Origin of the sequence: Tateyamaria sp. (genome assembly GCF_039945315.1) — a bacterium.
Lineage (GTDB): Bacteria > Pseudomonadota > Alphaproteobacteria > Rhodobacterales > Rhodobacteraceae > Tateyamaria.
The window spans coordinates 225,286-237,549 of sequence record NZ_JBDUXB010000006.1; the positions used below are offsets into that span (position 1 = coordinate 225,286).

A 12,264-nucleotide genomic window follows, 5' to 3' on the forward strand; every position below is an offset into this window, starting at 1 on the left:
AAACGTCCCGCCGCAAGTAGGTTCAGGAACCTGAAGAGAACAGGCCCGTGACAGCGCCATCTGTCAGCGTGCCACTGGTGGGAGCTGAGCCGGAGGAGAACATCTCGGTTGCATCCCCTGCAACAGCTGCCGTGCCAGACGGTGCGGAGCCCGAAGAAAACATCTGAACAGCATCCCCTGTGCACAAATCACCCCGTGCCGGTGAAGAGCCGGAGGAAAACATTTCAACAGCGTCCCCCGTTGTCGTTGCACTTCCCGACGGGGCTGAGCCGGAAGAGTACATTTGCACGGCATCCCCGGCACTCAGATCACTGCGCAGTGGGGCCGAACCAGACGAGAACATCTCCACCGCATCCCCTGTCATGATATCCGAGCTCTCAGGCGCACTGCCGGAAGAGAACATTTCCACGTCGCATCCGTTGTGCATTGTGCTCAGGTCGGTGGTGGTCAGGGCGTAGTTGATTTTGCGTTGGGCAGTCATTGGATCGTCCTTTTCTTCTCTGAGTTGTGATGCCCTCACCAATGCTCGCCATGAGTGTTTTCGCAAATGAAAAATCGCGCAGAAGCTGCGCAGCGTCCAAGTTATCCACATAAGGAAAGCCACAGAAAGGATTGAGCTTTGGTCAAATCAACTTGCGCTTGAACCGGTGGAAAAAACTTATCCACAGTTCTGTTTTCATTGCATTTTACATAATATTTCAATCCATGAAGACGAGGTTACACCGAATCAATTGGTTAAGAAATAGTTAATTCAGCGCGCGTAGCTTGTGCACTTGAAGTCCCGCAAGGCATCCGTCACACCTGTGATGTTCCCAAGCCAGAGGTTGCAACATGAAAATCGCCACCTTCAACATCAATGGTATCAAAGCGCGCATTGACGCCCTGCCCCGCTGGCTGGATGCCGCAACCCCCGATGTGGTGCTGTTCCAGGAAATCAAATCGATCGACGAAAATTTTCCGCGCGAAATATTCGAAGAGCGCGGGTACAACGTCGAAACCCATGGGCAAAAGTCGTTCAACGGCGTTGCCATCCTGTCCAAACTGCCCTTGGAAGATGTCAGTCTGGGCCTGCCCGGTGATGATGAAGACGAACAAGCCCGCTACATCGAGGCCACAGTGATTGGCGAACGGGACGCTGTTCGGATCTGCGGGCTGTACCTGCCCAACGGAAACCCTGTGCCGGGGCCGAAATACGACTATAAACTGGCTTGGATGGAACGCTTGCGCCAGCGCGCCATTGCACTGTTGGCCGAAGAGACACCATTTTTGATGACGGGCGACTATAATATTATCCCTCAGGCCGAAGACGCCAAGCGCCCCGATGCGTGGCGCGAGGATGCGTTGTTTCGCCTCGAGTCGCGCACCGCATATCGCCGCCTGATCAACCTTGGCCTGACCGAGGCGTTCCGCGCCCGCACCCATGGTCCGGGACACTATTCCTTCTGGGACTATCAGGCAGGCGCCTGGAACCGCGATGATGGCATACGCATCGATCACTTCCTGATGTCACCAGCCTGTGCCGACATGATGACGGACTGTCAGATCGACAAACAGGTACGGGGTGAGGAAAAGCCATCCGATCACGTGCCCGTCTGGGTGGATCTGGCGGCCTGAACCGCGTTCGGCCGGCGTAACGGTCGCCGGAAGACTGCTTAGCGCACAGATCGATTCTTCGGCGGCTTGTTACAGCGAAAGATCAACAAATCGAAAAAGCCCTAGTTGTTCTTGGATCGCCTGTATGGAAGGCAGCTTTTTTGCAAAAGGCAGCCTTTGCCACATGATAGGTTCACCTGCGTGAACGTATCATGCCTGCAACTCTGCATCCCAATACAAAAAGTCCATCCAGCTTTCGTGCAGATGGTTTGGGGGGAACTTGCGCCCCATGTTTCGCAATTCCTCGGCACCGGGCTGACGCGGAGGTTTGCGCAAGGACATGCCCGTGCGATGCAACGCCTTAGACCCTTTGCGCAAGTTACATGGGGAACAGGCGGCAACGACGTTTTGCCAGCTTGTTACACCGCCACTTGCACGCGGCACCACGTGATCAAAGGTCAGATCGCCCTTGGCCCCGCAGTACTGACAACGAAATTCGTCCCTCAGAAATAAATTAAAGCGCGTGAAGGCCACGCGCTTTTGAGGTTTGACATAGTCTTTGAGGACAACGACCGACGGTATCCTTATCTCGGTACTCGGACTGCGCACCACCTCTTCGTACTCGGCCACGATGTCGACCCGGTCGAGCCATGCCGCCTTGACCGCTTCCTGCCAGGGCCATAGCGACAAGGGATAGTAGCTGAGCGGCCGATAATCCGCATTCAGCACCAGCGCAGGGTGATGTTTCAGCGCAGACGGGCTGCGCACGAATTCTGTCCTAAATTCACCATCCATCATTACTGCACCCGTCCTCGCTTTGTCCGCTTGAGCGCACCGGGTCGGGGGAGCCGCCCCAGCTTTGAGTTCGACTATATCTTGTGGAAATCGATCTGCAAGACCTCAGGTGACCACAGGATGTCGCAATTGATGTATGCTGAATATATGACCACCTTGTGACGTTTATCTACAAGCTGCCCCTGCGTCAGCTTGGCTCATGGAATCAACCAAAGGTAAGGAATACATCACTCGACGAAAGAGAATTAATACCCCAATTATTAGTCACACTCCAAAAACCGAAAGGGCCAATTTGGCCCGCTGAATTCAAACCGTTCGTATCCAGCCTTGGAGCTACCCCATGTCCGCCGAACAAGACTTTGCCCCCGCCCCTGCCCCACAGAGACCTGGCGCCCTGTTTCAGAAGCTGATCAGTGAACGCAAAACTCTGTCTGCAAGCGAGAAAGAGGTCATCGCGGATGCCAGCGCCTTTACTTATGTGGACCGTACATGGGTCACGCTTTGGTATGATCCGGGCCACGCGATCCAGTCAAAATGCGGTGGCATGACCGCTTACCGGGCCATCACAACGTCGGGCGATCTGCTGTGGTACGTCGCCCCCCAAGGAGATGCCCCGGTTTATCACGCTCAATGTTCTGATCCTTTCGAGGCGATTGAACATGCAACCGTGGCGCTAGGAGCGCAAACTGATCTGAACCGTCGGTGGGCGCATATCGAGCGGCTTGCGCGGGATCTGCGCAATGGGACACTCGACTTTGATGTGCGCACAGAGGATGCACGAAACGTACCTTTGCGGGCCTCAGCTTTGAAAGGCGTTTTGGCGCTCGCAAGCCTGTTTGGCCATGGCAAAATATCCGGACGCACGGCAGCCGCGTTGATGACTGTTCAGCCAAGCATCGGGTTCATCATCCATGCAGCCTGGCTGCGCGCACAATCGAACACGCCTTCCCAACAGGGCATCGTAATTGCGCCGCATCGGCCTGTCGGGTTTGAAGCGATCTGCTAATCCTGCCTACGCGACGGCCGCAATCGCGCCGACCGTCGCATCAAGGTCTGACAGGGCGTCGACGAAAACCTCAGACACTGTCCCGCAAACATACAGACCAAACGGCCGGTCCAACGCGTCTTTCAGCGTTTAGATCTGTAACGGCGTGTCCGGCGCGCGCTTATCTGGCCAAAAGCTCCACGCAAGCGACAAACTCAAAACAGCGACCATACGTCCGCCAATTCCGACTAGCATCCGCATAAGCTACAGGCCCAATTTGTCCCGCATAAAGGCCAGCGCGACGCTTAACCCGTCTTGGGCGATGCCGTGGGCGGTGCCTTCCATTACGTGCGCGTACACGTCCTTCCACCCTGCTTCTTGCAGCGCTTCGGCCGCTTGCGGAAGAGACTGGGGCGGCACGACATCATCCTGATCACCATGCACCAGAAGAATGGGCGGTCGGCTGACGACCTCGTCCGCGAGGCTTTCGGGGTTCAGCAGACGGCCGGAAAAGGCCACGATCCCGGCCACTTCATCCTCACGCCGCGGAGCCACATGCAGCGCCATCATTGTACCTTGGGAAAACCCGAACAAAACGACCTGCTCTGGCATGACGTCTTCGTCCACCATTAGAGCATCTAAAAAGGCGTTGAGATCGGCGCTCGCGGCGATCAACCCACGCTCTGCCTCTTCCTCGCTTGACCCGTCGATCCATGGGATCGGGAACCATTGATAGCCACCCGGATATCCCGGTATCTCTTCGGGCGCATTGGGGGCTACAAACAGCGTATCCGGCAAGTGTTCGGCCAATGGATCCGCCAACCCCATTAGGTCAGCGGCATTCGCACCGTATCCGTGCAGGAACACCACGATCGAGCGCAGCTCGCCCGAATGGGCCGCACGCCGTTCTGATTTTAGAATTCGTGTCATGTTAGTTTCTCTCCCAGTCGACGTGTCGACCTGACCGACATGCCAAAACACGCGCGCCGATGGAACCAGCTTTTGGGTTCTGGCGGCAGAAAAGTCCGCTCTCGCCGCAGCCCGCAAGCCAAATCAGCGCTTATTCTTCTCCGAAAGGCGTTCAGATTTGAATGGTGGCGCATTGTCTAAGATCTAGATCCACAAAGAAACCAAAAGCAGCCGTTCCCTGCGTCGTTCTTCAATGGCCGAGTTGCTGACAATGGTGCCGTTCTGATCACCTCGGCTGAATGCCGCTTCCGAAGAAAAGCAGCCATTCATGCTGGCCGAGATGTCATTGCCATTTAGCGTTTATTATCGTTAGCTTACCACCCTAGCCGCTGTCAAAATCGCGGTGCGACATCGCCTAGCGACCAGAAATCATAGGGAGTAAATCAATGAAGAAACTACTTGGTTCAACGGCCGTCGCCTTTTTTCTCGTTTTGGGTCCGTCCATGGCCGTTACGCCAACCGGCTCTGATTTTAATGATACCGGTGACATTTTGGCCCGCTCTGCTGAGCATACGAACATTGAATATGACATCATGGTCCAGCGTGCTTCGCAGGCCGCAATTTACTACATGCCTGCCGTCGCCGAAGTGGATTTCATTAAGGCGACGAGACGCGCAGGTGGTGACTACGACACGGTTAACTTTGTCACCAAACCTTTTGGGTCCGAAAAAGGGTTCCTCACCGCGAACGATACGACTGCCTATGCGTGGGGGTCTATTAGTGCCAAAGACGGACCAATGGTTGTCGTAGTTCCCCCCATGTCCGACAAAATTGACTATTTTGGCTCTTTCATCTCGGCATGGCACGTTCCGATGGTCGATGTAGGCTCAAAGGGGGCTGATGAGGGCAAAGGCGGGAAATACCTGTTCATTCCTCCGATGTACGACAACGCGTTCGGCACAGCAGAAGAGTTGGAAGCCCAAGGCTACATTATCGTACCCAACTTTGACACTTACGAGGCGTCGTTTTCCTTCCGCCCGACGCTTTTGAACGGTGCCACCCATGCTGAAGCAGGTGCGCATGCCGAAGGCATCAAAATCTATTCACTGGAAGAGGCGGTCAACGGTGAAATCGAGCCGACGCATTATTTGGATGCGACCGAACTCCCTTATGATTGCCTGCCATATTACAACATGACCTTCATCGAAGACATCAACGATGTCGTGCAAAACAATCCAGTGCGTGAGAAAGACCGCGCCATGTACTCAATGCTGCAAAGCATCGGTATTGAAAAAGGCAAAGCGTTTGAGCCGACGGATATCCAGAAGAAAGCCGCTCTTGAAGGTCTGGAACTTGCGTACTCATACATGCAGAAAAAGTTCGTAACTGAGGGCGAAACTGTCGCGCCGCTGTGGATCAAAGATGGTGAGAAGCTTTCCGAGTGGTCCTTCTGGAACTTTGGCCCTCAGGCTGGATTGGGCTTCCCGTTCGAAGACGCAGAAAAAATTCTGATCGACAAACGAGCAGCATCCTACTTCTATGTAACCTTCCTGCCAAACAAGCTGGGCGGAGCAACTTTCTACCTGACGGGGCTGCGGGATTCGGATGGCAACATGCTGAACGGTACAGACACCTACAAGCTCACCGTTCCCAATGACGTTCCGGCGAAAGATTTCTGGTCAGCTATCGTCTACAATATGGAAACCAAGAACTTTAACCGTGGCGTTGATCGTGTCGGCGCGTCGACCAAAGATTTGGACAAAATGGTCAAGAATAACGACGGCTCGGTCGACATCTACTATGCGCCAAATCTGGATGAAGTCCCGGAAGGCTTTGAGGCCAACTGGGTAACGACCGAGAGCGCGACAGACGCGAACGACTGGTTCTTCCTGTTTCGTCTCTATCGTCCCGAGACGAAGGACTGGTTCAAGAACTGGATGCTGGGCGACGTTGAAAACATCTCGAAAAAATGACAAACCAAGGGGCTCTTTCGAGGGCCCTTTTCTTCTTACCGCAATAGAAGTCTTGTTTAGTCCGGTGTCTGAGCATTGCTGCCGTTTGTTCATTTAGCAGCATTGGTCAAAATGGGCTCAAAACAGTCATTCGAACCGGAGCGCCCTAAGGTCCGCCTCAGCGTCAATCATCAGCTTTTGGATCTATAGATCCAAAGCCTAGCACACCCCTTCACGCCCCTTGATCACCCGGTAGTAGGTAAAGAACAGGCGCGCCGCCACTGCGCGCCACGGGCTCCAATCTTCGGCCATCGCACGCAGTTCTTTTTCCTTTGGCCGGTCAGGCAGATCAAAGATCACCCGCGCCGCTTCTTGGAGCGCCAGATCACCGGGCGCAAAGACATCCGGTCGTCCCAGCGCAAACATCGCATAGATTTCTGCCGTCCAGACCCCAATGCCCTTGATGGCCGTCAGTGTCGCGATCACCTCGGTGTCTGGGGCGTGGCGCAAAGCGTGATAGTCGATCCCTGCCTCGGCCAGAGCCAATGCATAGGCGATCTTTTGACGGCTTAGGCCAGCAGCGCGCAGGCCCTGTTCTCCAGCAGCGATCACAGCTGAGGGCTGCGTCACCCCCCCCCTGTTCCAGTCGCAACCAGATCGCATTGGCCGAAGCCGTGCTGACCTGCTGGCCGATGATGGCATTCAGGAGTGCTGCAAACCCATCTGGGCGGCGGCGCAAAGGCAGTGGGCCTGCTATCTCCAGCGCACGCGCCAGAGCCGGATCTTGCGCTTCTAGCCAAGCGGCCCCTTCGGCCACATCCTTTTCTGTCTCGATGATCCTCACAAGCCCTTTACCCATCTGCGCACGTCCTCCGGTGACATAAGGACTGGGCCATCCGGCAAAGGTGGCGGACGCAAAAGCACAACGGGCAGTCCAAGCGCCCGGGCCGCTGCAAGTTTGGGGTAACTGTCCGGCCCGCCCACGTTGCGAGCGATCACCACGTCGATGGACAATTCGCGCAACACTTCGACTTCGCCCTCTACATCAAAGGGGCCCGCACCAAAGACATAGGTACAATTTGGCGGGGCGGGCAAATCATGTGTGCTCAGCTGGCGCAAAAACACAGGCCCATCATGTTTGGCCAATATCGGGCCACTGCCCTGCCCGGTCGCCGCAAACACGCGGGTTCCGCTTGGCAACGCCGCAACGGCCTGTTCAATCGAGCTTACAGTTGTCCACTGATCGCCTGGTTCCGGTTTCCAGAGCGCTCGTGCAACGCGGGCGTATGGCAAACCCGGTTTCACCCAGCGGTGACGCGTTTGTGTGTCAAAGGCATGGGTGACGTCCAGAATGGCTCTAACGTCGTCAGGCGCATTTTGCACCACCTCTGCTTCTACTGGGACAGGTGTGCTTTCATCGGCCCAAAGAACACAAACCCGATGCCCGGCGAGGGCCTGCAGGGTCCCAGCGGTTTCGCGGGCGCCTGCCAGAACAAGGATGGGGGGAACGGGGCTCATGCCTGCACCCTACTGGCAAAACCGCACTGCGCAACCGGCTGTGCATCCATGCGGCATTGCAGTCCTTGTGGCCGCTTCACACGCGGGCTAACCAGAGCCAATGACTGAAATTGATGACTCCCGCGCCAAGCGCAATGTGGCCGTTCTGGTGGCCGCCCAAGCCTTTCTAGGCAGCCAGATCACCATGATGTTTGTGGTTGCCGGTTTGGCCGGGCAACAGATCACGCCCTATGCCTGTCTTGCCACGCTGCCCATTTCCCTGATCGTTTTCGGGTCGATGACCACCGCGCCGTGGCTGTCCAACGTCATGCAAAGGTTCGGGCGCAAGACCGGGTTTATCCTAGGTGCTTGCGGCGGGCTGATCGGGGCGGCGATTGGGGCCTATGCGCTCTCGATCTCCAGCTTCTGGCTGTTTCTGGCAGGCAGCTACATGACGGGTATCTATATGTCTGCGCAAGGTTTTTACCGGTTTGCAGCGGCCGATACCGCATCCGAGGCGTTTCGCCCAAAAGCAATCTCCTACGTCATGGCCGGGGGCTTGCTGTCGGCCATCATCGGTCCTCAGGTGGTCGGCTATGTCACCGCCAATACAGCGGATGCGACCGTGGCACGCTATATCCCAATCTATTGGTGGGCGATTGCATTCAACGTGATGGGCATGGCGCTGTTTCTGTTGCTCGATATCCCAAAACCCCCGGCTCCGCCCGCTTCAGATGGGCCCGGACGCACCCGGCGCGAGTTGCTGGCTAGCCCGCGTATTGCTGTCGCCGTTATCTGCGCGGCCGTATCCTATGCGCTGATGAACCTGGTGATGACGTCCACGCCACTGGCGGTCGTGGGATGCGGATTTGGCGAACCCGACGCGGCCAACGTAGTCACCATCCACGTACTGGCCATGTTTGCGCCGTCCTTCTTCACCGGGCACCTGATCAGCCGCTTTGGCGTCGAACGGATCATGGGGCTAGGACTTGGGATTCTGGGCGTTGCCGGGATTGTCGCCCTGCAAGGCGTTGATCTGATGAACTTCTACAGCGCGCTGTTTCTGTTGGGCATCGGCTGGAACTTTGGCTTTATTGGCGCGACCACAATGCTGGCCGGGGCGCATACTCCGCAGGAACGCGGCCGCATGCAGGGGATGAACGATCTGATCGTATTTGGCGGAGTGACTGTGGCCTCGCTGGCGTCCGGCGGCCTGATGAACTGTATCGGCGGAGACCCGGTTGAGGGTTGGGCCGCTGTGAACATCGCGATGGTACCGTTTCTTGTGCTGGCGGGTGGATCGCTGATCTGGCTTGTGATGCGCAACCGAACGGCCACTGCCTAAAGTACAAGACGCCCCAACAGCACTGTGCGCGCCAGCCGAAACGGCGTGACACCCGGATCAAGGCGCGCTTCAGCCACTGATCCGGGATCGTGCACGACCTGCTTCAACGTCACAGCCGCACCAATTGCTGGCCATAGTGCTGGCTGTACAGAACGTGCCACGCGCGGACGTGCGAGGTGATCCTTGGCCCGCCCGGCTAGGACCGCGACCCCGTTATCGGTGCCATTCAGCAATGGGAGCCGCCCGGCATCAGCCAACTCAGGCACCGCCCGCAAGAACCCCGCCGTCCCAGCCGCAAAGGCAAGGTCGCGCACAGATTTTTCAGCGTCCGGCCGAGCCCCAAGAACGTCACAGGCCGTCCACATCAGATGACCTGCCGTCTGATCAATGTAGGCGTCCATATGCGCCTGATCCTCGAACGCATCGCGGTAGATATCCCAGCGCCGCGCAGCGACGCTTTCGTCCAACCGCTTGGCCTGCGCCGGAGACAGGATATCCGCCAGAGGCGTCGTCACCTCATGCTTGCGGACCGGCTTGCCTTCCGCAATCTCCTCCAGCGCATCGCGCCACCATTGCAGACGCATTTCCGCGATCATCGCTTCTTGCGTGACCCAAGGCGCGCGGGACACTTCGATATTGAAGGCGTAAAGCGGAAACAGAACGGCACGCGCCTCTACTGGCGCGGCCATCACCGTGCGAAAACGCAAAGGGTCGCCCTTTTCCACGATTTGAGCGCAGGGAATGATCGCCTCAGGCAGGCTCATGCAGGTGTGGCAATCAAAAGCGCGTAGGCAATATGATCCTGCGCCGCGCGCCACAGATCAATCTCGCGCTGGTGTTCATCCAATGCGGCGATCAACGCAGTATCGGGGTCTTGCTCTCGCAACATGTTGATCCGGGCTTGAAGTGGCCCGTAGTAATCCGCCCACGGTTTGCCCACAATCATGCGGTGATCCTGAACGGCATACCCCGCCGCAGTGACGCGCGCGTTGATGCCCTCAAGGTCGGTGATTTGCGGATATTCTTCCCAGAATGCCCGCACATCTGCGCCTGGCGGCGTGCTCAGCAGAACCGGTTCGGAGAACACCACTGCACCGTCGGGGTTCAGTACAGTGCGCCAGCCTTGCAACCCTTCTGTCACGCCCAGAAAATACAACGCCCCCGCGCACCAGATCAGATCGTAGTTGCCCTCAGGTGTACTCATATCGCCTTCGATGGCCTGAACACGTGGGCCATACGCCGCGATACGCGCGCTGGCCTCTGTCGCAAAATGCGCTGTCTTTTCGACACCTGTGATGTGCGCCTCTGGCAGTGCCTCGGCCAGCGTCAATGTGTCCGCGCCCGGCCCACAGGCGGCATCAAGCACGTCGAGCGGCCCGGAAAGGCCCAACTGCTCCAACGCCCAGTGCACATCTGCAGGCTCACCCGGCCCCTCGCGATGCAAATCGCGGTGTAACGTCAAATACGCATCGATCTGTTCGGGGGTCATGTCACACCGTCCTGTACCAGCTTCCACCGGATCGCATCCAGCAAGGCTTCAAAGCTTGCATCCACAAGGTTCGCCGACACCCCAACGGTCGACCAGCGCCGCCCCTGTCCGTCCTCGCTGTCGATGATGACGCGGGTTACGGCTTCGGTTCCGCCCTGGGTGATGCGCACTTTGAAATCAACTAGCCGGATGTCTTCGACATAAGACTGATAGCGGCCCAGATCCTTGGCCAGCGCCTTGGAGAGCGCATTGACGGGACCGCGATCCGTGCCGTGTTCATCCATGGATTCAGACACCGACAGCATCTTTTTGCCGTCTACCTTCACCACGACCACCGCTTCGGACAGGGACACCATTTGATTGCGCTTGTTCTTGCGCCGCTCGATGGTCACGCGATAGCGTTTGACCTCAAAGAACTCGGGCAACACGCCAAGCTCATTGCGCGCCAGCAATTCGAACGAGGCTTGCGCCACATCATAGGTATAGCCCTGCCCCTCACGCACCTTAATCTGGTCCAGAATGCGGGCCAGCGCTGGGGCCTTGGGCGCGACCTCGATCCCCATCTCGGTCAGGCGTTTGCGCAGGTTGGATTGCCCCGCCTGATTGGACATTGGGATGATGCGTTCGTTTCCAACAGCTGCGGGGTCAATATGCTCGTACGTCGTCGGGTCCTTTAGAATGGCCGAGGCGTGCAGCCCTGCCTTGTGGGCAAAGGCCGACGCGCCGACAAAAGCCGCCTGTTTCTGCGAGACCCGGTTCAAAATGTCATCCAGCATACGGCTGGTGCGGGTCAGACCTCCTAGCGCCTCAAGGCTCACGCCCGTCTCGAACCGGGACGCATAGGGTTCTTTCAGCAGCAGGATCGGGATCAGTGCTGTCAGGTTGGCGTTGCCACACCGTTCGCCCAATCCGTTCAGCGTACCTTGGATTTGGCGCGCGCCCGCATCGACCGCGGCCAGTGAACCGGCCACGGCCTGTTCGGTGTCGTTGTGGGTGTGGATGCCAAGGTGGTCACCGGGGATACCGCTGTCGATCACCGCCTTGGTGATGCGCGCGATGTCTGCGGGCAGCGTGCCTCCATTGGTATCGCACAGGGCGATCCACCGCGTGCCCACGTCATAGGCGGCGTGGATGGCTTGCAGCGCGTAGTCGGGGTTGGATTTGAAACCGTCAAAGAAGTGTTCCGCATCAAAAATCGCCTCGCGTCCTTGGGCTTTGATATGGGCAAAGCTTGCGGCGATGTTGGCGGTGTTTTCTTCGAGGCTGATCCCGAGGGCCGTTTTGACATGGAACTCATGGGTCTTGCCCACAAGACAAACGGCGGGGGTGTTTGCATTGAGGACGGCGGCCAGCACGTCATCGTTTTCGGCGCTCATTCCGGCCCGTTTGGTCATGCCAAAGGCGGTGAAGGTGGCGCGGGTTTGGGGGGCGTTTTCGAAAAAGGCGCTGTCGGTCGGGTTCGCCCCGGGCCAGCCGCCTTCAATGTAGTCCATCCCAAGGGCGTCGAGGGCTTGGGCGATCTGGTGCTTGTCCGAGGCTGAGAATTGTACCCCTTGGGTCTGCTGGCCATCACGCAGGGTGGTGTCAAAAAGAGAGAGGCGTTCGCGGGTCATGTTTAAGTGTCCCATGCTGGGACAGAGGTGCGTCCGTTAAAATTCAGTGGGTTACAGAGACGGTTTAATGTTCTGTTCAGATTTGA

At 57.4% G+C, this 12,264-nt stretch carries 11 protein-coding genes and 1 pseudogene; 4 read left to right on the top strand and 8 right to left on the bottom strand.

Going from position 1 to position 12,264, the window contains the following annotated elements; genetic code table 11:
- Positions 1–22: 22 nt before the first annotated feature.
- Complete coding sequence (locus ABJD00_RS03155) at positions 23–481, bottom strand: hypothetical protein (RefSeq protein ID WP_413829344.1); 459 nt, start codon at positions 479–481, stop codon at positions 23–25.
- 350 nt (positions 482–831) lie between these two features.
- Between ABJD00_RS03155 and xth the strand changes: the two genes are divergently transcribed.
- Positions 832–1,614 carry an exodeoxyribonuclease III gene (gene xth, locus ABJD00_RS03160; protein WP_413829345.1) on the top strand — a complete coding sequence of 261 codons (783 nt, stop codon included), beginning with the start codon at positions 832–834 and terminating at the stop codon, positions 1,612–1,614.
- A 189-nt stretch (positions 1,615–1,803) separates the two neighbouring features.
- Here xth and ABJD00_RS03165 read toward each other — a convergent pair whose 3' ends face one another.
- A complete protein-coding gene (locus tag ABJD00_RS03165; RefSeq protein ID WP_413829645.1) occupies positions 1,804–2,388 on the bottom strand; it encodes an HNH endonuclease in 585 nt (194 codons plus the stop codon).
- A 340-nt stretch (positions 2,389–2,728) separates the two neighbouring features.
- On the opposite strand from ABJD00_RS03165, the gene ABJD00_RS03170 reads away from it, so the two are divergent.
- Positions 2,729–3,394, top strand: a complete 666-nt coding sequence (locus ABJD00_RS03170) for a hypothetical protein (protein ID WP_413829346.1) — start codon at positions 2,729–2,731, stop codon at positions 3,392–3,394.
- 243 nt (positions 3,395–3,637) lie between these two features.
- On the opposite strand, the gene ABJD00_RS03175 is transcribed toward ABJD00_RS03170, so the two are convergent.
- Positions 3,638–4,303 carry an alpha/beta hydrolase gene (locus ABJD00_RS03175; protein ID WP_413829347.1) on the bottom strand — a complete coding sequence of 222 codons (666 nt, stop codon included), beginning with the start codon at positions 4,301–4,303 and terminating at the stop codon, positions 3,638–3,640.
- Positions 4,304–4,728: 425 nt separating this feature from the next.
- On the opposite strand from ABJD00_RS03175, the gene ABJD00_RS03180 reads away from it, so the two are divergent.
- A complete protein-coding gene (locus ABJD00_RS03180; protein ID WP_413829348.1) occupies positions 4,729–6,255 on the top strand; it encodes a DUF1214 domain-containing protein in 1,527 nt (508 codons plus the stop codon).
- A 198-nt stretch (positions 6,256–6,453) separates the two neighbouring features.
- Here ABJD00_RS03180 and ABJD00_RS03185 read toward each other — a convergent pair.
- Positions 6,454–7,093, bottom strand: a pseudogene (locus tag ABJD00_RS03185) (DNA-3-methyladenine glycosylase family protein).
- Entirely contained in the window at positions 7,075–7,752 is a 678-nt protein-coding gene (locus ABJD00_RS03190) for a precorrin-6A/cobalt-precorrin-6A reductase (RefSeq protein ID WP_413829349.1), read from the bottom strand. Before ABJD00_RS03190 ends, ABJD00_RS03185 begins: the two are co-directional and overlap by 19 nt.
- Positions 7,753–7,852: 100 nt before the next feature.
- Here ABJD00_RS03190 and ABJD00_RS03195 point away from each other — a divergent pair, with 100 nt between their 5' ends.
- The gene (locus ABJD00_RS03195; protein ID WP_413829350.1) at positions 7,853–9,076 is read left to right on the top strand and encodes an MFS transporter; all 1,224 of its coding nucleotides are present in this window, start codon (positions 7,853–7,855) and stop codon (positions 9,074–9,076) included.
- Here ABJD00_RS03195 and ABJD00_RS03200 read toward each other — a convergent pair.
- Genes ABJD00_RS03200 through cimA form a run of 3 tightly spaced genes read right to left on the bottom strand, consistent with a single transcriptional unit; the run spans position 9,073 to position 12,178 of the window.
- Entirely contained in the window at positions 9,073–9,840 is a 768-nt protein-coding gene (locus tag ABJD00_RS03200) for a squalene/phytoene synthase family protein (protein WP_413829351.1), read from the bottom strand. The genes ABJD00_RS03195 and ABJD00_RS03200 overlap by 4 nt on opposite strands.
- Positions 9,837–10,565, bottom strand: coding sequence for a class I SAM-dependent methyltransferase (locus ABJD00_RS03205; protein WP_413829352.1), 729 nt, complete (start codon positions 10,563–10,565; stop codon positions 9,837–9,839). Before ABJD00_RS03205 ends, ABJD00_RS03200 begins: the two co-directional genes overlap by 4 nt.
- Positions 10,562–12,178 (bottom strand): citramalate synthase, encoded by a 1,617-nt coding sequence (cimA, locus tag ABJD00_RS03210; RefSeq protein ID WP_413829353.1) that lies wholly within the window; start codon positions 12,176–12,178, stop codon positions 10,562–10,564. Before cimA ends, ABJD00_RS03205 begins: the two co-directional genes overlap by 4 nt.
- Between the last annotated feature and the right edge of the window lie 86 nt (positions 12,179–12,264).

Coding starts and splice junctions, on each gene's coding strand:
- ABJD00_RS03155 (WP_413829344.1), bottom strand. CDS start 481: ATGACTGCCCAACGCAAAATCAACTACGCCCTGACCACCACCGACCTG.
- xth (WP_413829345.1), top strand. CDS start 832: ATGAAAATCGCCACCTTCAACATCAATGGTATCAAAGCGCGCATTGAC.
- ABJD00_RS03165 (WP_413829645.1), bottom strand. CDS start 2,388: ATGGATGGTGAATTTAGGACAGAATTCGTGCGCAGCCCGTCTGCGCTG.
- ABJD00_RS03170 (WP_413829346.1), top strand. CDS start 2,729: ATGTCCGCCGAACAAGACTTTGCCCCCGCCCCTGCCCCACAGAGACCT.
- ABJD00_RS03175 (WP_413829347.1), bottom strand. CDS start 4,303: ATGACACGAATTCTAAAATCAGAACGGCGTGCGGCCCATTCGGGCGAG.
- ABJD00_RS03180 (WP_413829348.1), top strand. CDS start 4,729: ATGAAGAAACTACTTGGTTCAACGGCCGTCGCCTTTTTTCTCGTTTTG.
- ABJD00_RS03190 (WP_413829349.1), bottom strand. CDS start 7,752: ATGAGCCCCGTTCCCCCCATCCTTGTTCTGGCAGGCGCCCGCGAAACC.
- ABJD00_RS03195 (WP_413829350.1), top strand. CDS start 7,853: ATGACTGAAATTGATGACTCCCGCGCCAAGCGCAATGTGGCCGTTCTG.
- ABJD00_RS03200 (WP_413829351.1), bottom strand. CDS start 9,840: ATGAGCCTGCCTGAGGCGATCATTCCCTGCGCTCAAATCGTGGAAAAG.
- ABJD00_RS03205 (WP_413829352.1), bottom strand. CDS start 10,565: ATGACCCCCGAACAGATCGATGCGTATTTGACGTTACACCGCGATTTG.
- cimA (WP_413829353.1), bottom strand. CDS start 12,178: ATGACCCGCGAACGCCTCTCTCTTTTTGACACCACCCTGCGTGATGGC.